The organism is Mesorhizobium sp. USDA 3734, assembly GCF_056279665.1.
This window is the reverse complement of record NZ_JBWCCW010000001.1, coordinates 3,843,528-3,862,973: the sequence shown is the minus strand read 5'-3', so window position 1 is coordinate 3,862,973 and position 19,446 is coordinate 3,843,528. Positions and strand designations below refer to the sequence as shown.

General features: G+C 63.6%; 19 protein-coding genes. 16 read left to right on the top strand and 3 right to left on the bottom strand.

Annotated elements, in window-relative coordinates; translation table 11 throughout:
- The first annotated feature begins 20 nt into the window (after positions 1-20).
- From ACZ89F_RS19010 to ACZ89F_RS19000, 3 genes are all read left to right on the top strand, one after another.
- A complete protein-coding gene (locus ACZ89F_RS19010; RefSeq protein WP_013532644.1) occupies positions 21-854 on the top strand; it encodes an ABC transporter permease in 834 nt (277 codons plus the stop codon).
- On the top strand, positions 854-1,663 hold the full coding sequence (locus ACZ89F_RS19005; RefSeq protein WP_476093491.1) for an ABC transporter permease: 810 nt from the start codon (positions 854-856) through the stop codon (positions 1,661-1,663). Before ACZ89F_RS19010 ends, ACZ89F_RS19005 begins: the two co-directional genes overlap by 1 nt.
- A gap of 91 nt (positions 1,664-1,754) precedes the next feature.
- The gene (locus tag ACZ89F_RS19000; protein ID WP_476093489.1) at positions 1,755-2,390 is read left to right on the top strand and encodes a LysE family translocator; all 636 of its coding nucleotides are present in this window, start codon (positions 1,755-1,757) and stop codon (positions 2,388-2,390) included.
- A gap of 31 nt (positions 2,391-2,421) precedes the next feature.
- Here ACZ89F_RS19000 and ACZ89F_RS18995 read toward each other — a convergent pair whose 3' ends face one another.
- A complete protein-coding gene (locus ACZ89F_RS18995; protein ID WP_476093487.1) occupies positions 2,422-3,210 on the bottom strand; it encodes a 2-keto-4-pentenoate hydratase in 789 nt (262 codons plus the stop codon).
- Positions 3,211-3,613: 403 nt separating this feature from the next.
- Here ACZ89F_RS18995 and ACZ89F_RS18990 point away from each other — a divergent pair, with 403 nt between their 5' ends.
- The 9 genes from ACZ89F_RS18990 (at position 3,614) to ACZ89F_RS18950 (ending at position 11,476) form a co-directional block, all read left to right on the top strand.
- Entirely contained in the window at positions 3,614-4,021 is a 408-nt protein-coding gene (locus ACZ89F_RS18990) for a DUF3168 domain-containing protein (protein ID WP_476093485.1), read from the top strand.
- Between the two features lie 172 nt (positions 4,022-4,193).
- Positions 4,194-4,493, top strand: coding sequence for a hypothetical protein (locus tag ACZ89F_RS18985; protein ID WP_476093483.1), 300 nt, complete (start codon positions 4,194-4,196; stop codon positions 4,491-4,493).
- A gap of 91 nt (positions 4,494-4,584) precedes the next feature.
- Positions 4,585-5,250 (top strand): response regulator transcription factor, encoded by a 666-nt coding sequence (locus ACZ89F_RS18980; protein WP_023812809.1) that lies wholly within the window; start codon positions 4,585-4,587, stop codon positions 5,248-5,250.
- Positions 5,234-6,667 carry an ATP-binding protein gene (locus ACZ89F_RS18975; protein WP_476093482.1) on the top strand — a complete coding sequence of 478 codons (1,434 nt, stop codon included), beginning with the start codon at positions 5,234-5,236 and terminating at the stop codon, positions 6,665-6,667. Before ACZ89F_RS18980 ends, ACZ89F_RS18975 begins: the two co-directional genes overlap by 17 nt.
- Before the next feature lie 188 nt (positions 6,668-6,855).
- On the top strand, positions 6,856-7,293 hold the full coding sequence (locus ACZ89F_RS18970; RefSeq protein ID WP_476093480.1) for a hypothetical protein: 438 nt from the start codon (positions 6,856-6,858) through the stop codon (positions 7,291-7,293).
- Positions 7,294-7,420: 127 nt separating this feature from the next.
- Positions 7,421-8,560, top strand: coding sequence for a c-type cytochrome biogenesis protein CcmI (gene ccmI, locus ACZ89F_RS18965; RefSeq protein WP_476093478.1), 1,140 nt, complete (start codon positions 7,421-7,423; stop codon positions 8,558-8,560).
- A gap of 8 nt (positions 8,561-8,568) precedes the next feature.
- A complete protein-coding gene (gene ccmE / locus ACZ89F_RS18960) occupies positions 8,569-9,012 on the top strand; it encodes a cytochrome c maturation protein CcmE (protein ID WP_126068495.1) in 444 nt (147 codons plus the stop codon).
- An 11-nt stretch (positions 9,013-9,023) separates the two neighbouring features.
- Positions 9,024-11,015 carry a heme lyase CcmF/NrfE family subunit gene (locus ACZ89F_RS18955; RefSeq protein WP_476093477.1) on the top strand — a complete coding sequence of 664 codons (1,992 nt, stop codon included), beginning with the start codon at positions 9,024-9,026 and terminating at the stop codon, positions 11,013-11,015.
- Positions 11,012-11,476 (top strand): cytochrome c-type biogenesis protein, encoded by a 465-nt coding sequence (locus tag ACZ89F_RS18950; protein WP_476093475.1) that lies wholly within the window; start codon positions 11,012-11,014, stop codon positions 11,474-11,476. Before ACZ89F_RS18955 ends, ACZ89F_RS18950 begins: the two co-directional genes overlap by 4 nt.
- Here the strand turns inward: ACZ89F_RS18950 and ACZ89F_RS18945 are convergent.
- Positions 11,473-11,781, bottom strand: coding sequence for a type II toxin-antitoxin system RelE/ParE family toxin (locus ACZ89F_RS18945; RefSeq protein WP_476093474.1), 309 nt, complete (start codon positions 11,779-11,781; stop codon positions 11,473-11,475). The two genes, ACZ89F_RS18950 and ACZ89F_RS18945, sit on opposite strands and share 4 nt — an antisense overlap.
- Positions 11,778-12,047 carry a CopG family ribbon-helix-helix protein gene (locus ACZ89F_RS18940; protein ID WP_476093472.1) on the bottom strand — a complete coding sequence of 90 codons (270 nt, stop codon included), beginning with the start codon at positions 12,045-12,047 and terminating at the stop codon, positions 11,778-11,780. Before ACZ89F_RS18940 ends, ACZ89F_RS18945 begins: the two co-directional genes overlap by 4 nt.
- A 196-nt stretch (positions 12,048-12,243) precedes the next feature.
- Between ACZ89F_RS18940 and ACZ89F_RS18935 the strand changes: the two genes are divergently transcribed.
- From ACZ89F_RS18935 to ACZ89F_RS18920, 4 genes are all read left to right on the top strand, one after another.
- Entirely contained in the window at positions 12,244-13,797 is a 1,554-nt protein-coding gene (locus ACZ89F_RS18935; RefSeq protein WP_476093471.1) for a Do family serine endopeptidase, read from the top strand.
- Between the two features lie 316 nt (positions 13,798-14,113).
- Entirely contained in the window at positions 14,114-14,788 is a 675-nt protein-coding gene (locus ACZ89F_RS18930; protein WP_476093470.1) for a response regulator transcription factor, read from the top strand.
- A gap of 104 nt (positions 14,789-14,892) precedes the next feature.
- Positions 14,893-16,371 (top strand): sensor histidine kinase, encoded by a 1,479-nt coding sequence (locus ACZ89F_RS18925; protein WP_476093468.1) that lies wholly within the window; start codon positions 14,893-14,895, stop codon positions 16,369-16,371.
- Complete coding sequence (locus ACZ89F_RS18920; protein ID WP_476093467.1) at positions 16,371-19,397, top strand: bifunctional [glutamine synthetase] adenylyltransferase/[glutamine synthetase]-adenylyl-L-tyrosine phosphorylase; 3,027 nt, start codon at positions 16,371-16,373, stop codon at positions 19,395-19,397. The genes ACZ89F_RS18925 and ACZ89F_RS18920 overlap by 1 nt, the downstream gene beginning before the upstream one ends.
- Positions 19,398-19,446: the final 49 nt, after the last annotated feature.

Below are 19,446 nucleotides of genomic sequence, written 5' to 3'. Positions count from 1 at the left end.
GCAGGGGTAATCGGGTCGAAATGAGATCCTATCTCTCCGACAGGATGGGCGCGGCGCTGTTGATGGCGCCGCTGCTCCTGTTTCTTGTCCTGGCCTATGCCTGGCCGTTCCTCGGCGTCGTCAAATGGAGTTTCACGCTGCCGACGCCCGGCCTCGGCCAGTATGAGGCGCTGCTCACCGACGATCTGGTCCAATCGGTGTTCATCCGCACGCTACGCATCGCGGCGGTCGTCACCGTGGTTTCGGTGGCCGCTGCCTACGCCATCACCGTCGTCTGGGTGCGCGGCACCCCGGCACAGCGCCTGATCGCCGAGTTCTGCATTCTCGTTCCTTTCTGGATTTCCGTGCTGACCCGTGCTTTCGGCTGGGTGGCGCTGTTGTCCAATCGCGGCCTGATCAATACCTGGCTGCAGGCGATCGGCTTCATTTCCGAACCGCTGGCGCTGGTGCGCAACGAATTCGGCGTCATCGTCGGCATGACGCATTTCCTCATTCCGTTCGCCGTCTTCCCGCTGGCATCGGCCATGCGCAGCCTCGACGACCGCGTGCTCTTGGCCGCGCGAGGCCTCGGCTCCAGCCGCATGCGCACCTTCTGGACGGTGTTCGTGCCGATGACGCGCTCAGGCATCATCGGCGCGGCGATGATCGTGTTCGTCTTTTCGCTCGGCTTCTTCGTCACGCCGGCGATCCTCGGCGGCGGCCGCAGCGTCATGATCGCCGAGCTGATCTATCTCAGGATATTCCAGAGCCCGGACTGGGGCCTGGGTGCGGCGATCAGCGTCGTGTTGGTGCTGTTCGTCGGCGCGCTGATGGCGCTTTTGTTCCGCTATGTCAGACCGAAGCAGTTGATCTGATGCCGACCTACCGCCCCGGTCCTGTCTCGCTGATCATCGCCGCCTTCGTGGCTTTGTTCCTGCTGATGCCGCTGCTCGCCGTCATCCCGGTATCGCTGACGCCGAGCCGCATGCTGGCGATGCCGTCGGGCGAACTGTCGCTGCGCCACTACCGGGCGCTGATCGAGGACCCACGCTGGCTCCAATCGATCCTGCTCTCGATCCGCATCGGTATCGTCAGCAGCGCTTTCTCGACCGTGCTGTCGCTGTGCTTCAGTCTCGGTGTCTGGATGTTCCAGCCGCGCTTCACCGCGGCACTCGTCGGCTTCGTGCTGCTGCCGATGGTGGTGCCGCCGGTGGTCTCGGCAATCACGCTCTACTTTCTGCTGACCTCGATCTCCGGCTTCAGCGCGTTCTTCGGCTACGACACCTGGCTCGGTGTCGCCATGGCGCATTCGGTGATGACCGTGCCCTTCGCCACCGTGCTGATGCTGGTGTCGCTCAGCCAGCTTGACCGGCGCATCGACCTCGCCGCGCGCGGCCTTGGCGCCACGGTCTGGGAACGCGCCACCCGCATCATCATGCCCAACATCAAGTTCGGCATCGTCACCGCCGCACTTTTGTCCTTCGTGCTGTCCTGGGAAGAAATCGGCGTCACTTTGTTCATCACCTCGGTCAACGCCATCACGCTGCCCAGGCTGATGTGGATGGGCCTGCGCGACAACATCGACCCGGCGATCGCTGCGCTCTCAGTAATCCTGATCATCATCACGGTGCTGGTGCTGGCGGTGCGCAGTTTCGTGGCCAGGCAGCGCGGCGGACAACCGTAACGGGTTCGATTCATACGGAAATCCGCGACAGTCCCAACCGCTATGTGAAGGACGTTACGGAAGGCCTGCGGCCGGCACACTATCCAGCGCCATGGAAAACCTGCCGCTGGTGACGTTTGCCTTCATATCAGTGCTCGGGATGGCGGTTCCGGGACCGGATGTCGTGCTCGCCATCACAAACGGGTCACGCTACGGGGTCAGGCACGCCTTCTTTGGCATGGCCGGTGTGGTGCTCTCGGACATCGTCCTAATCTGCACGGTGGCGCTTGGCTTCGGAGCGCTTCTGGTGGCTTCGGAATTCTATCTTTCAGCTGTCAGGATGGTCGGCGCCCTCTATCTGCTTTTCATCGCTGTCGGCGCGCTTCGCAGCTCCACCGGATCCCGCCATGCGTTCGATCCAGGCTTTCCCGACAAGGCTCGCTCGACCAAGGCACTCATGGTTCGCTGTTTCGTGGTGGCGATTACAAACCCGGAGGCATGGTTGTTCTTTCCCGCCGTCCTGCCGTCCTTTGTCGACAGCAACGAGCCGATCGCGATGCAATACGCGGTCCTGGCAATCATCATCGCAGCGGCGGATGTTTTCGTCCTGATGCTTTATGCCACGCTTGGATCACGGGCAGCGAGGCTTCTGGCCGGCCCGAACGCAGTGTGGATCGACCGGCTCTATGGTATCGCGCTGCTCGGTCTTTCAAGCGTTCTGATCCTGCAATCCCTTGGTCATCTCTGAAACACTTTGCGGTCAGGCAGCACCGAGCGCACTAGACAAAACGCACCGAGACGCGACCAAACCTGCCTAGATCGCCGGTGACTTTGTCGCCGGCCTCGACACTTATCGGCGTCACGCAGGTGCCGGTTATCACCACCTGTCCCGGCTGCAGTGCTATGCCCAGCCCCGACAGTTCATTGACGATCCAGGTAAGTGCAATACGAGGGTCGCCCAACACGGCTGCTCCCGATCCGTTGTGCTGCGACTTCCCGGAAACGAGACCGACCACCGGGTGTTTTGCGAGATCCACGTCGCGCCAATCGTCCTCTACAGCCTCGCCGATCACAAACAGATTGGCACAGGCATTGTCCGCTATGAGCTGTGGCGCCCCGACGGCGCAAAAGTCGTCATACCGAGAATCCGGAATTTCGATCGCCGGGTGCAAGGCGGCCACGGCATCCATCACCTCGGCGATTTCATAGGGTGCCGGACGCGGCGCTAACTGGCGGCCGAAGCGGAAGGCGAATTCGATCTCGGCCACGCGCATCTTGCTCGTCGCCAGGGAAACGGTCCCGCCGACCTCAACCGCTTTTTCGGCCAGGAGACGCCCGGCCATCGGACCGTCGACGTTGATGTGCCTTTGTCCGGCCAGACTGGTTGCGGCGATCTTCCAGCCGAAAAGCGGAGCCACCGAGCGATCCATCACATGCAACTGGATAGCGTAGCCTTCAATCCGCGTTTGTGGCCGCAACGCCTCGGGTATGGCGTCGAGACGGGTGCCGTTGTCCCAATGGCCCACCAACAACCGAGACGCGGCCTTGGTCTTTTCTGGATCAAGCATCATCAGCCCCGGAAATCAAAAGAAGACGCTCGCGGCCCACCGCTTCGTGGATCAAAAGCCGGCAAGAAACAGTCCGTCATGCGGACCCGCCCATATGCGGCAAGGTTAGGTGACCAGGAACCGGGTGTCCACATTCATGCCCCGCTTGCCAATCATGGCCGGCGAGCGCTGTGTCAGGCCGCAGTGCCGTCATCATCACGGTGCTGGGTTGCGCTACGCAGCTTCATCGTTAGGCTGCGCGATTGGCAAAGTCGTATTTTCGAGATCGTCAGCATCCATCATTCCGATGACGAATCGCCATCGTCTCCGCACGTCGATTGGCTATTTCTGACAAAGTATGCAGAACACTGGCAGGCTTCCGAAAAGCAATGATCGGTAGCACAACGACTAGGGGAAAAGGACGATGACCGCGCCCGGCGATTTGCAGCAGGCACTGTTTCTGAGGCTCAAAAGCGATGCATCGCTGTCGGCTTTGCTGGGCGGTGCTGGACTGCTCGAAAGGGCAACGGATAATGCCGCTTTTCCATACGTGACCTGCGGCCAGACCAGCGCCTTCGACTGGGATACTGGCGCCGAGAACACGGATGACCAGTTGATTACGCTCCATGTCTGGTCGAAAGCCCATGGCGAAGCCGAAACGCTTGCCATCATGGCCGCCATCAAGGTGCGCCTTGCCGACGCAGCGCTGGTGATTGGCCCTCGTGGCCAGACTCGGTTGACGTTGGAATTCGCCGAGGCCCGCCATGACGAGGACCTGCTCGTCCATCACGGACTGCTGCGCTTTCGCGCCATAACGCAGGAAAATGCCTGATGTGCTTTCAATATGGTCGAAACGGGGTCTAGACTGTCGTTTCCTGGATTTTGCCGGTTGGGCGGCGAAATCCCCGGTCGGTTGTCTCGCATTGCAGGGGTGTGGCGAGGATGGTTTCAGCGGCGTTCACCGTTCATTTCACGTTCAGCACCGATGCGTTACAACGCCGACCATGAAAACGCTTCGCTCCCACTTCCGAACCGCGACACTGGCGCTCTGTGCTGCCGGGCTGTTTGCGTCGCAGGCGATGGCGATGCCGGTCGTCGCGCCCGACCAGGCCAGCCCCATCCTGCTGGCGGCGTCCGATTGCTACGCGATCGGCCAGCAGGTGGCCGAACAGAATGGCGGAACGCTGGCCAAGGCCTCGCAATCGACACGCGGCGGTCAGCCTGTCTGCGTCATCGTCGTGCTCGTCCCCGGCAAGGACGGACAACGTCCGCGCCGTTCCGAAATCGTCGTTCCGCTGAACTGACCCAATCTTCCATCTTACGGACCTCCGTTTCCCAGGCCGCCGGAATCGGCCTATATCTGACCCCAGCTCTTCAACAGGTATCGAACTCCGCATGCGCGTACTCGTCGTCGAAGATGACAAGGATCTCAATCGGCAGATATCGGATGCGCTGGTCGATGCCGGCTATGTCGTCGACCGCGCCTTCGACGGCGAGGAAGGCCATTTCCTCGGCGACACCGAGCCCTACGACGCCGTCGTGCTCGACATCGGCCTGCCGCAGATGGACGGCATCAGCGTGGTCGAGCGCTGGCGGCGCGGCGGCCGCAAGATGCCGGTGTTGATCCTCACGGCGCGCGATCGCTGGAGCGACAAGGTCTCCGGCATCGATGCCGGCGCCGATGACTATGTCACCAAACCGTTCCACATCGAGGAGGTGCTGGCGAGGCTACGGGCCTTGATCCGGCGCGCAGCCGGCCATGCCTCGTCCGAACTGACTTGCGGGCCGCTGCGTCTCGACACCAAGGCCTCCAAGGCCGATGTCGACGGCGTGCCGCTGAAGCTGACGTCGCACGAATTTCGCCTGCTTGCCTATCTGATGCACCATATGGGCGAGGTCGTTTCGCGGACCGAACTGGTCGAACATCTCTACGACCAGGATTTCGACCGCGATTCCAACACCATCGAGGTCTTTGTCGGGCGGCTGCGCAAGAAGATGGGCATCGACATGATCGAAACCGTGCGCGGCATGGGCTACCGCATGCGTGAGCCGGAGGCGTAACTCGGAACCGCTCAAACCAACCGCAAGGACGCCGCTTTCGCTGCGTTTGTGGCCGCGTTCGCTGACGTTCCGTGTCATCGCCTTTTCCACGGTCTGGGCGATCGTGACGCTCGTTATCATTTTCACCCTCATCACCACGCTCTACCGTCAGGCCAGCGAGCGCGGCTTCGATAGCCTGCTTTCCGCGCATCTGTTCAACTTGATCGGCTCCATCGGCATTTCCGACAGCGGTGCGCTGACCGGCGCGCCAGACCTCGGCGACCTCCGCTTCTCGGAGCCGAATTCGGGCTGGTACTGGTCGGTCGAGCCCGCCTCGGAAGGCGTGCATGGCGATCTCCACTCGTCATCGATGACCACGACGATCCCGTCACCGAGCGTTGCCGAGGTGCCGTTCAACGCCAGCTTCCAGCGCAGCTACGCGGCCGAAGGCATCGACGGCGAACGACTCGAAGTGTTCGAGAGCGAATTCGTTCTCGACGCCAAGAACCGCGCCGCGCGTTTCCGCGTCATGGGCAACCAGAGCGAACTCGAACAGGAGATCGCCACCTTCCAGCGCCGCCTGCTGACCTATCTCAGCCTGTTCGGCGTCGGCATGATCGCCATCAACGCGATCGCCATCCTGCTCGGCCTGCAGCCGCTTCGCCGGGTCAGGAACGCGCTTGCCATGGTGCGTGAGGGCACTGCGCAGAGGCTCGACGGCCGTTTCCCGGCCGAGATCGAACCGCTTGCCAACGAAACCAATGCGTTGATCGAAAACAACAGGCGTATCGTCGAGCGGTCGCGAACCCAGGTCGGCAATCTCGCCCATTCGCTGAAGACGCCGCTGGCGGTGCTGCTCAACGAGGGTCGGGCGCTTGGCGGCGCCAAGGGACAGCTGATCGCCGAACAGGCTGCTTCCATGCAGAAGCAGGTCGAGCACTATCTCCAGCGCGCCCGTGTCGCCGCGCAACGCGACAGCGTCGTCTACCGCACGCCGGTGACGCCGCTGGTGCAGCGCATGGTGCGGGTTCTGCAGAAGCTCAACCCGCAGACAAACCTGTCGCTGTCGCTCCCGGCGACCGAGATCGTCTTCGCCGGCGAGCGCGAGGACCTTGAGGAATTGCTGGGCAATCTTCTCGAAAACGCGATGAAATGGGCAAAGAGTTCGGTGTTGGTCTCGGTCGTGCCTCTGACCGGCAAGGACGACCCGGCCAGCCTGTTCGAGATCAACATCGAGGATGACGGCCCGGGCATCCCTGAGGACAAGGCGCGCGAGGCGCTGAAGCGCGGACGGCGTCTGGACGAGACAAAGCCCGGAACAGGTCTGGGGCTGGCCATTGTCGCCGACCTCGTCAACGAGTATGGAGGCGTCCTGGCGCTCGAACGGTCCGGCATGGGCGGATTGAAGGCGGTGGTGCGATTGCGGAGCCTTCAGTGATGTTTACCAGGGCCAATCGACATCGGGGGACGGGAGATGTTATTGGCGGCATGTCGATTGGTCCCGTAGCGGCCGGGACCGGCCAAATTTCCGACAAATATCAATACTATGGCCACGCCGACTTCTCCGATGACGCGGCCCCCGGCGCATCCATGGCAGGCTCCAACTCAAGAAAACCGGTTGTTGGCATGAAGATTCGCGTCGCCCTTGTTTCCGCATTGCTGGCCGTTTCCGGCTGCACCACCTTGAGCGGCAAGGGCCCCACCGTAGCTCCGACACCGGCTTCGACGCCTCCTTCCAGCGGCAAGGTGACCACGACGATCATTTCGGCAATGGGCGGCGGCCTCATCAGTGGATCGATCGGCGCCGGCCTGAGCGAGGCGGAGAAGCGCAGTGCGCTCGAGGCTGAATACAAGGCGCTCGAATATACGACCAGCGGCCAGAAGGTGACGTGGAAGGGCGCCCAGGCTTCGCGCTACGGCGAGGTGGTTCCGGCACAGCCCTATCGCGTCGGTTCGCAGGACTGCCGCCAGTACACGCAGACGGTGTTCACCGGCGGGGCCGGGATCACGGCGCGTGGAACCGCTTGCCGCAACGCCGATGGCAGCTGGACGCCGCTGACCTGACAATCAATCGGAGCCGGTTGGTATCGCGCCGGTTGATGTTGATCAAGGACATGCGGCGCACCTGCCGTCAAAGCGTCGCAGGAAACCTGTGTTGGCACGGCAGAGCTCTGCCGTTATTGGAAGAACCATGCTGTTTTGGGTCATAGCCGCAATTCTCACGCTGGGTGCAAGCCTGGCGGTGCTGCTGCCGCTGGCCGCCAGCTCGAAGGGCGCGTCGTCAAGCGGCGATCACGATCTCGAAGTCTATCGCGACCAGTTGTCCGAGCTCGATCGCGACGCCGCGCGTGGCTTGATCCAGCCGGCGGAAGCCGCCGAGGCGCGTGCCGAGATCGCTCGCCGCATCCTTCGCCTTGACAATGCGGGTACGGCCGGCGGCGGATCTGTCGGGCGAGCGTCGGTCGCGGCAAGGCTGGTGGCAACCGTAGCCGTGCTGGCGGTCCCGCTGGTCAGCTGGGGCCTCTATGTCAAGCTCGGCTCTCCCGACCTGCCGTCGCAACCGCTCAGCGAGCGGTTGGCCAAGAATCCGGCCGACAGTTCTGTCGACGAACTGGTGGCGCGGGCCGAAGCCCATCTGGCCGCCAATCCTGCCGATGGCAGGGGCTGGGATGTGCTCGCACCGGTCTATCTGCGCATGCAGCGCTTTTCCGATGCGGCGGCAGCCTATCGCAACGCCATTCGCCTCGATGGCGACAGTGCCGTTCGCCAGGCTGGTCTCGGCGAGGCGATCGCCAGTGCGGCAGGCGGCATTGTCTCGGCCGATGCACAGGATGCCTTCGAGGCGGCCTTGAAGTTCGATCCGGCCAATGCGAAGGCCAGTTTCTACCTGGCCATGGCGCTGGCGCAGGAGGGCCGAACCAAGGAAGCGGTCACAGCCTTGCAGGCGATGCTGGGCAAACTGCCGCCGGAGTCGCCGTGGCGCAGTGCGGTCGAGCAGGCGCTGGCCAAATCCGGCAGCCCCGAAGTCGCTTCCGGCGGCACCACCAACGGTCCCGCTGCCGGCGATATCGACGCCGCGTCCTCGATGTCGCCGCAGGATCGGGAAGCCATGATCAACACCATGGTCGCCGGCCTCGACGACAAACTGCGACAGAATCCGCGTGACGCGGAAGGATGGATGCGGCTTGTTCGTTCTTACGTCGTGCTGGGCAAGGCCGGTCAGGCGCGTGAGGCGCTCGGTCGCGCCATTGCCGTCTTTGGAGCCGACAGTGACGAGGCGAAGAAATTCACCGGCTTTGCCGCCTCGCTTGGCCTGACGGCGACGGAGTAGAGGCAGACATGACGCGCAAACAGAAACGATTGTCGGTGATCGCGGGCGGGCTGGCTTTCCTCGGTGCCGCCACCGGGTTGACCTTCTACGCGCTTGGTCAGAAGGCGTCCTATTTCTACATGCCGGCCGATCTCACCACCGCCAGCGTCATGCCTGGCCAGCGCATCAGGCTGGGCGGATTGGTCGAAAAAGGCACGATCCAGCGCGGGCAGGGGGCGACGGTCGGCTTTTCGGTCACCGACACGCACAAATCGGTCAAGGTCACCTATACCGGCATCCTCCCCGACCTTTTCCGCGAAGAGCAGGGCGTCATCACCGAGGGCACCTTCGGCCCGGACGGCGTCTTTGTTGCCGACAGCGTGCTCGCGAAGCATGATGAGCGCTACATGCCCAAGGAAGTGGCGGATGGCCTCAAGGCCAAGGGCGTTTGGCAGGAGAGCAAGAGTGAATAGCGGGCGTCACCATGGTTGAAACCGGACATTTCGCCCTGGTCCTGGCGTTCGCGCTGTCGCTGGTGCAGACGCTCGTGCCGCTGTTTGGCGCACGCCTGAACAACCAGCGCCTGATGGCGGTCGGCGGTCCGGTCGCGTTGACTGGCTTTGCCTTGACGGCGCTGTCCTTCGCAGCACTTGCGAGCGCCTATGCGAGTTCCGACTTCTCGGTGGCGAGCGTGTGGGAAAATTCGCATTCGCTGCAGCCATTGATCTACAAGATCACCGGAACCTGGGGCAATCACGAAGGCTCGATGCTGCTCTGGGTGCTGATCCTGACTTTCTTCGGTGCCCTCGTCGCCGCTTTCGGCTCCAACCTGCCGGCGACGCTGCGCGCCAATGTGCTTGCCGTACAGGGCGCCATCGGCGCCGCCTTCTTCCTGTTCATCCTGGCGACGTCCAATCCGTTCATCCGGCTCAATCCGGCGCCCATCGAAGGCCGCGATCTCAACCCGGTTCTGCAGGATCTCGGTCTCGCCATCCACCCGCCGTTCCTCTATCTCGGTTATGTCGGCTTCTCGATCTGCTTTTCCTTCTCGGTCGCCGCCCTCATCGAAGGGCGCATCGACGCGTCCTGGGGGCGCTGGGTGCGGCCGTGGACACTGGTCGCCTGGATGTTCCTGACCGGCGGCATCGCCATGGGATCGTACTGGGCCTACTACGAGCTCGGCTGGGGCGGTTTCTGGTTCTGGGATCCGGTCGAGAACGCCTCCTTCATGCCGTGGTTGGCGGGCACCGCGCTGCTCCATTCGGCCATCGTCATGGAAAAGCGCTCGGCGCTGAAGATCTGGACGCTGCTGCTCGCCATCCTGACCTTTTCGTTGTCGCTGCTCGGCACCTTCCTGGTGCGCTCGGGCGTGTTGACATCGGTGCACGCCTTCGCCACCGATCCGACGCGCGGCGTTTTCATCCTGTGCATCCTGACGCTGTTCATCGGCGGCTCGCTGGCGCTGTTTGCGCTACGCGCCTCCCGGCTGACGGCCGGCGGCCTGTTCCATCCGATTTCGCGCGAAGGCGCGCTCGTGCTCAACAATCTGTTCCTGACCACGGCGACCGCGACCGTGCTCGTCGGCACGCTCTATCCGCTGGCCATCGAAGCCTTTTCAGCGGACAAGATTTCGGTCGGCGCGCCGTTCTTCAACCTCACCTTCGGACCGCTGATGGTGCCGCTGCTGCTGGTGGTCCCGTTTGGACCGCTGCTGGCCTGGAAGCGCGGCGATGTCTTCGCCGTCGCGCAGCGCCTGATGGTGGCTTTTGCCGCGGCCCTGCTGGCGACGCTGGTCACTGCTTTGTTCATCGACGGCGCCTCGGTGTTCGCAGCCCTGGGCGTCGGCCTTGCCGTCTGGCTGATCCTTGGCGCGCTCACCGACCTCGCGGTCAAATCGGGCGTCGGCAATGTCGGAGCAGGGATCATGGTCCGGCGCTTGCTCGGCTTGCCGCGCTCGGTTTTCGGCACTGCCTTCGCTCATCTCGGCCTTGGCCTGACCACGCTTGGCATCGTCGGCACGCTCTGCTTCGGCACCGAAAAGATCCTGTCGATGCATGCCGGCGAGACTGTCGAACTGTCCGGCCACACGCTGCGTTTCGTCGGGCTCTATCCGGCCCAGGGACCGAACTACGCAGAGGACCGCGGCCGCTTCGAACTGATCGGCGTCAGCGGCAGTCCTGTCGGCGAGATCAGCTCCGCCAAGCGGTTTTTTCCGGTGCGGCAGATGACGACGACGGAATCCGGCATCAGGACCATCGGCTTCTCGCAGCTCTACATCTCGCTCGGCGACGAGGGCAAAGACGGGTCCGTCGTCGTGCGTCTGTGGTGGAAGCCGCTGGTGACGTTGATCTGGGGCGGCGGCCTGATGATGATGGCGGGCGCGGCGATGTCGCTTATGGACCGGCGCTTGCGCGTCGGCGCGCCATCGCGTCGGCGCAAGCAGGCGAGCGCCGTGACGTCCGCGGGCCTGCCATGAACGCACGGTTCTCGCTGACCTCGATTGTCCTGCTGCTGGCGCTGTTCTTTGCCGGTACGGCCCTGGCGGTGAAGCCTGACGAGGTGCTGGCCGATCCGGCGCTGGAGGCGAGGGCGCGTGCGCTGTCGGAAGGCCTGCGCTGCATGGTCTGCCAGAACCAGTCGATCGACGAATCCGATGCCGACCTTGCGCGTGACCTGCGCATCCTTGTGCGTCAGCGCCTCATCGCCGGCGACACCGACCAGCAGGTCATGGACTACGTGGTTTCCCGCTACGGCGAGTTCGTGCTGCTGAAGCCGCGTTTCGACCTGCGCAATGCGTTGCTGTGGGGCACACCTGTCCTGCTGTTGCTGGTGGGCGGCGTTTTCATCGTGCTGACCGCGCGGTCGCGCCGAACGCTGGCGACAAAATCCCTGTCCGCCGAAGAGCAGGCGGCGCTGGACAAGATACTAGGCAATTAGCTCGGCCATTCCTCCGAGGGCCAGTCCCGCGACGTGTGAATGACGCGCAGGATAACGACGCTCTGACGGCCAGCGATCGGGCGCAACTCATAGGCAATGATGTAGGGCAGGCGGCTGATGGGCTTCTCATAGGTGCCTGTTACTCGGCCTGGCCGGCCCGTCGCCATATCACCAAGGCCCCGGCCCATTTCACGAATACGATCCGCGAGGCGTCGGGCGGCTGCAGGATTGTCCTGAGCGATAAAGGCAACTTGCTGCTTAAGATCGTCCAGCGCTTCTCGCGACCAGGCGACGGACCGCTTCACGCCTTGCCCAAGCGCCTGGCTTCCGACGATTCGATGACCGCGTTGATTTCCGCCATGGCATCGTCGTGAGGCACGACACGGCCAGCCGCCGCGTCTTCCATGCCGCGTTTGATGCCTTCAATGATATCGAGTTCGCGATCGACGTAGGCCGAGACTGCCTCGGCGGCGAGGAACGATTTGCTACGCCGGGTGTCGGTAGCGATTCGCTCCAGTTTCAGCTTGGTTTCGGAAGAGACCCGGATGGTCATGGTGGTGCTTGCCGTCATCTATGAAAGCCTTGTGCTGAGTTGTGTACAAGGTAGTACATCGGACCATCGCAACCAAGGGGTTTGTGCGTCCCTGACCCCAAAACATTACCAAAGTTTCATGTGTCGGAAATGGCGCTGTAATGTGCGCCTCTCTAATTCTCTTTCCTGAGGATGCCGATCAAGCAGCGTCCGTTTGAAAGAGGATAAGAAATCCATGAATATTGCCCCCAATTCATATTCCGTCACCCGCAAGCGTCTCATGGCTGCCGTTGCGTCCATCGCCATGGCCGGTGCGATCGGCGTCGGTGCACTGACCAGTGGAACCAGCCCTGTTCTGGCTGACGCCGTGCGCGTCGAGGCGCCGCAGGTGCCGGGCTTCGCCGATGTCGTCGAGCGCGTTTCTCCCGCCGTCGTCAGCGTCAAGGTCAAGGCCAAGATCCAGCCCGTGGCCGATGACGGCTCGGACCAGGGCGACGATCCGGACGGCATGAACAACATGCCCGACAATCCGCAGTTGCGCCGCTTCTTCAAGGAATTCCGTGGCTTTGGCGACCAGAACGGCCAGGGTGGCGGTAACCGCCGCTTCAACCACCGCGATCACAACAACGACCAGCCGCGGCCGGTTGCTCAAGGGTCCGGCTTCTTCATCTCCGATGACGGCTATCTCGTCACCAACAACCACGTCGTTTCGGAAGGCTCGGCCTTCACCGTGGTGATGAATGACGGCAAGGAACTCGACGCCAAGCTGATCGGCACCGACCCGCGCACCGATCTCGCGGTACTAAAGGTCGATGGCGTCGGCAAGTTCACCTATGTCGACTTTGCCGACGATTCCAAGGTTCGCGTCGGCGACTGGGTGGTGGCCGTCGGCAATCCGTTCGGCCTCGGCGGCACCGTCACCGCCGGCATCGTCTCGGCCCGTGGCCGCGACATCGGCGCCGGCCCCTATGACGACTTCATCCAGATCGACGCTTCGGTCAACCGCGGCAATTCGGGTGGCCCGACCTTCAACCTCAACGGCCAGGTCGTCGGCATCAACACCGCGATCTTCTCGCCGTCCGGCGGCAGCGTCGGCATCGCCTTCGACATTCCCGCTTCGACCGCCAAGCAGGTCGTTCAGGACCTGATGAAGAGCGGTTCCGTACAGCGTGGCTGGCTCGGCGTCGAAATCCAGCCGGTCACTTCCGACATCGCCGAATCGCTCGGGCTGAAGTCCAACAACGGGGCTCTGGTTTCCAGCGCCCAGGACGATGGTCCCGGCAAGAAGGCCGGCATCATTGCTGGTGACGTGATCACCCAGGTCGACGGCAAGGACGTTGCTTCGCCGAAGGAACTTGCCCGGTTGATCGGCGCCTATTCGCCTGGCAAGTCGGTCGATGTCACCGTGTGGCGCGACGGCAAGAGCCAGACGGTCAAGGTCGATCTCGGCAAACTGCCCTCGAGCGACAAGCAAGCTTCGGCCGACCAGCAGCAGCCCGCCGCTCCGGCAAAGCCAGACACGCTGGCCGATCTCGGCCTAACCGTCACCAAGTCCGAAAACGGCAAGGGACTGGTGGTGACCGACGTCGACCCCGACAGCGACGCCGCCGATCGCGGCATCCAGCCGGGCGACGTCATCACCGCTGTCAATTCCACCGAGGTGAACGGCACCGATGACGTCACCAAGGCGATGACCGAAGCAGTCAAATCCGGCCGCAAGGCAGTGCTGATGCAGATCACCCGCGACGACGCCAATCGTTTCGTCGCGCTGCCCGTCGCCAAGGGCTGACGCTGGCTCCGGAACCGGAGTTCGGTTTCGGAAGCTGTTCGACTTTTCCAGTGCGGCAGTTTCAAACACCCCCGAGCCGCCGCACGGGAAAGCATGGAGGAGCGCGCGTTAGTCAGTCATCGCGCCTTCCCCCGGCGGCAGCGGGCTTCCCATCGCCCGCTGCCGCACAATTCAAAAGCGCGGCGATGCAACAACATCGGGAGCGAGGACTTATCGCGCACGGCTTGGGATCATCTTGATCGCGATGCGCTTGGCAAAGGCCACAATGCAGATGTCTGCCACTCAACCTTCCGGCGAAATCGCGTATAACAGTCCTATGAAGATTCTCGTCATAGAAGACGATCGTGAGGCTGCGGATTACTTGCAGAAAGCCTTTGCCGAGGCCGGTCACACCGCGCATGTCGCCGGTGACGGCGAAACCGGCTTCGCGCTCGCCGATGCCGGCGACTACGACGTGATGGTCATCGACCGGATGATGCCGCGCCGCGACGGCCTGTCGGTCATTGCCGGTCTGAGATCCAGAGGCAACACGACGCCGGTGCTGATCCTGTCGGCGCTCGGCGAGGTCGATGACCGGGTCACCGGCCTGCGCGCCGGCGGTGACGACTATCTGACCAAGCCATATGCCTTCTCCGAGCTTCTGGCCCGCGTCGAGGTGCTGAACCGCCGCGCCAGCGCCAAGGAAGCGGAAACCGTCTACCGCGTCGGTGATCTCGAACTCGACAGGCTGTCGCATTCGGTCCGTCGCGCGGCGCGCGAGATCACCCTGCAGCCGCGTGAATTCCGCTTGCTCGAATATCTGATGCGGCATGCCGGCCAGGTGGTGACTCGCACCATGCTGCTCGAAAATGTCTGGGACTATCATTTCGATCCGCAGACCAATGTCATCGACGTTCATGTCTCGCGGCTGCGCGGCAAGATCGAGAAGGGCTTCGACAAGCCCATCCTGCATACGGTTCGCGGCGCCGGCTATATGCTGAAGAGCGGCTAGAGCATGATGCCAAAAAGTTGCAGACTTTTTGGGCACACATCATGCGTAAACAATGGGTTAGAGTGAAATGGTGATTCCATACTCTTGCATTTCACTCTAGCAGCATGGCTCTTTCCGTGCCAGCCATCATGAAGACGACGGCAGCGCGGCTTTCGGCGCTCTACCTCCTGCTCTTCGCGCTCTGCGCGGTGGCGCTTGTCTTCTACATGACCTCCCTGTCGGCGCGCATGCTGACGGCGCAGACCCAGGACACCATCAATGACGAGGTGCTCGGTCTGGCTCGCGCCTATCAGCGCGGCGGCCTGCCGGTGCTGGTCCGCGTGGTCGAAGCGCGCTCGCGCCAGCCCGGCGCAAACCTCTATCTGATCGCCGACGCCAACGGACAGATCCTGACCGGCAACGTACAGAGCCTGGAACCGGGCGTACTCGAAACCGAAGGCTGGACCTCGAGCCCGTTCTCCTATCAGCGTTTTGGCGAGGGAGAGCTCGAGCGTCTGCGCAATCTGCCCGCCGAGCAAGGTACCACCACCCAACCCGAGCAGAGCGACGCCCAGGCGCAGGGCGAAAAGGGTCACAACGCCATTGCGCTGGTGCTGCGGTTGCCGAACCAGATGATCATGCTGGTCGGCCGCGACCTCGGCGAGCCGGAGCGGTTCCGCGCCGTCATCCGCCGCGCGCTGATGCTGGCGCTTGGCATGATGGGGCTTGGCGGATTGCTGATCTGGTTCTTTGTCGGCCGCGCCGCGCTGAAGCGCATCGACAGCGTGTCGGAAGCAAGCCGGCGCATCATGGGCGGCGATCTCTCCGGCCGACTGCCGGTGACCGGGGCCGGTGACGAGTTCGACCGGCTCTCCGAAAACCTCAACGCCATGCTGGCGAGGATCGCCACGCTCAACGAGGGCCTGAAGCAGGTTTCCGACAACATCGCGCACGATCTGAAGACGCCGCTGACCCGGCTGCGCAACCGGGCCGAAGCGACGCTTTCCGGCAAGCACAAGACATCAGACTACCGGCAGGCGCTGGAAGGCACCATCGCCGAGTCCGACCAGCTGATAAAGACCTTCAACGCCATATTGATGATCTCGCGGCTGGAGGCTGGCTACTCGTCGGAGAACACCAACCGCGTCGATCTTGCGGAAGCCGTGCGCGATGTCGTCGAGCTCTATGAGCCGGTGGCGGAGGAGGCCGGCGTCTCGCTCGAGGCGGATGTTCGAGAGGCGACCTTCGTCAACGGCAACCGCGAACTGATCGGCCAGGCGCTGTCGAACATCGTCGACAACGCCATCAAATATTCGACCGACGCCACCGCCCAGCCGGCCGTGCGCGTGGCTATCGAGCGGGTCGGTGCATATGTCCGGCTGTCGGTTGCCGACAATGGCCACGGCATTCCCGACGACGGCGACCGCGCGCGCGCGACGGAACGTTTCGTGCGGCTGGAGAAGAGCCGTTCGCAGCCGGGTTCCGGCCTTGGCCTCAGCCTCGCCAAGGCCGTGATGACGTTCCACAATGGCCGGCTTGATCTCTTGCCTGGCAATCCTGGACTATCCGTGGTCATGAGTTTCCCGGTACGGGAGGATCACTGATGAGTACGGCTGCGAAGCGGGCGGAGAACGAATGGCTGCTGAAGCCGGCGATCAGCCTGGCTCCGCTCGACGAGGACCGTGCGCGGCAAGAGCTGGCCGAGATCGCTTCCACCGCTCGCGAAGAAGGACTGGCGCGGCTGGCCAAGTTCCTGGCCGGCAAAGGGGAGGGCCAGGATTTCCTCGCGGCCGTCTTCGATCTGTCGCCGTTCCTGCGCGATACGGCACGTCGCCGGCCGCGGATTCTGGACGGCCTCTTCGACCAGCCCGTCGAGGCTCGGCTGAAAGCAATCCGCGCCGCCATCGACCAGGCGTATCTGGCCGAGGCGGTTTCGGAATCCGGCCTGATGATGGACCTGCGTCAATGGAAGGCCGAGGCGCATTTCCTGATCGCGCTGGCCGATCTTGCCGGCGAAGCCGAAACGGCGCTGACGGTGCGGCGGTTGAGCGACCTCGCTGATGCCTGCACCCGCGCCGCTGTCGACTTCCTGCTGCGCGACGCGCATGGCCAGGGCAAGCTCAGACTGCCGGATCTCGACAATCCGTCGAAGCAATCGGGCTGGATCCTGCTCGGCATGGGCAAGCTCGGCGCACATGAGCTGAATTTCTCGTCCGACATCGATCTTGTGGTTTTCTTCGATCCGGAAGCACCCGCTGTCGTTGATCCCCTCGATGCCACCGAGCTGTTCTCGCGCCTGACGCGCCGCCTGGTGCGCATCCTGCAGGACCGCACCGAGCACGGTTATGTCTTCCGCACCGATCTGAGGCTCCGCCCCGATCCCGGTTCGACCCCGCTGGCGATCCCGGTTGAGGCCGCATTGCGCTACTACGAGGCGCGCGGCCAGAACTGGGAGCGTGCCGCCATGATCAAGGCGCGTCCGGTGGCCGGCGATCTGGCCGCGGGTGCGGCCTTCCTCAAGGAGTTGCAGCCCTATATCTGGCGCAAATACATGGACTACGCGGCGATTGCCGACGTCCATTCGATCAAGCGCCAGATCCACGCCCACAAGGGCCATGGCGAAATTGCGGTCAAGGGCCACAACGTCAAGCTCGGGCGCGGCGGCATTCGCGAGATCGAGTTTTTCGTTCAGACCCAGCAGCTCATCGCCGGCGGCCGTTTCCCGGAGTTGCGTGGCCGCGAGACCGTGCCGATGCTCGGTCAACTCGCCGCACGCGGCTGGATCACCGCCGATGCGCGCGACGCGCTGGCCCGCCAGTACTGGTTCCTGCGCCGCGTCGAACATGCCGTGCAGATGGTTGCCGACGAGCAGACGCACACGCTGCCGGAAGACGATGAGGGGCTGGAGCGCATCGCCCGCATGCTCGGCTTTGCCGATGCTTCTGCCTTTGCCATGGCGTTCCGCGCCTCGCTGCAGCAGGTCGAACGCCATTACGCGGCACTGTTCGAAACCGCGCCGGAGCTTTCGACGGGCATCGGCAATCTGGTCTTCACCGGCGATGTCGACGATCCCGACACGTTGCAGACCTTGCACGGCCTCGGCTTTCAGCGGCCAAGTGACATCTGCCGCGTCATCCGCGGCTGGCATTTCGGCCGCTATCGCGTCACCCAGTCGGCGGAGGCACGCGAAAGGCTGACCGAACTGACGCCGGCCCTGCTGCGCTCCTTTGGCCAGACGCGCCGGGCCGACGAAGCCCTGATGCGCTTCGACGAGTTTCTCGCCGGCCTGCCGGCCGGCATCCAGCTGTTTTCCCTGCTGCAGTCCAATCCGGCCCTGCTGAAGTTGCTGGCGACGATCATGGGTGCGGCACCGCGGCTCGCCGCGATCATCACGCGCCGGCCGCATGTTTTCGACGGCTTGCTGGACCCGGCTTTGCTGACCGAATTGCCGGACCGCGCCTATCTGTCGGCGCGGCTTTCCGCCTTTGTCGAGGGCGACCGGCTTTATGAGGACGTGCTCGACCGGCTGCGCATCTTTGCCTCCGAGCAGAAATTCCTGATCGGCGTCAGGCTGCTCGCCGGCTCGATCGATCCGGCTCGGGCCGGCCGCGCCTTTTCCGATCTGGCGGATCTCACCATCGAGGCGGCGCTGCAGGCGGTGACGGCCGAATTCGCGGCGCGCCACGGCACGATTGCCGGCGGCGTGGTTTCGCTGCTTGGCATGGGCAAGCTCGGCAGCCGCGAACTGACCGCTGGATCGGATGTCGACCTGATCCTGCTCTATGACCACGCGCCGGATGCCGAAGAGTCCGATGGCGACAAGCCGCTGGCGCCTTCGCATTACTACACCCGCATGACGCAGCGGCTGATCGCGGCCGTGTCCGCGCCGACGGCGGAGGGCGTGCTCTACGAGCTCGACCTGCGCCTGCGGCCATCCGGCAACAAGGGTCCGGTGGCTACCCATATCGATGCCTTCAAGAAATATCAGCGCCAGGAGGCCTGGACCTGGGAGCACATGGCGCTGGCCCGCGCCCGCGCCATTGGCGGCGACGCCGGCCTGTGCGGCGAGGTTGAAGCGGAAGTGGCGGCGGTGCTTGGACAGCCGCGCGACGCCGCCAAGGTGATGGCCGAGGCCTCGGACATGCGCGCCATGATCGAAAAAGAAAAGCCGCCGCGCGATCTCTGGGACATCAAGCTGATCCCCGGCGGCCTCATCGATCTCGAATTCATAGCCCAGGTGGCCGTCATCACCGGGCAGGTCGAGGCCGGGCCACGTGCCCCGGCCGTGCCAATTGCACGTGCCCCGGCCGTGCCAATTGCACGTGCCCCGGCCGCGCCAATTGCACGTGCCACCGGAACGGCCGAGATCCTGTCGCGTCTTGCACCGGGCTTTGCCGATGCCGGGGTCAGGCAGGCGCTTGGCGACGCCTACGCGCTCTATCTGGCGCTGACCCAGATGACGCGGCTGTGCCTCACCGGAGCCTTTGAGCGCGACGATGTTCCGCCGGGGCTTTCGGACCTGCTTCTGGCGGTGACCGACCTGCCGGATTTCGGTGTGCTGGAAGCACATCTCAAGGAGACGTCGCAAAAGGTCAGGAAGGATTTTGATCTTTTGCTTCGTACGGGATGACCGCGACAAGCGGCTATCTCGGACCGCATCGGGGGTGACGATGCAACAG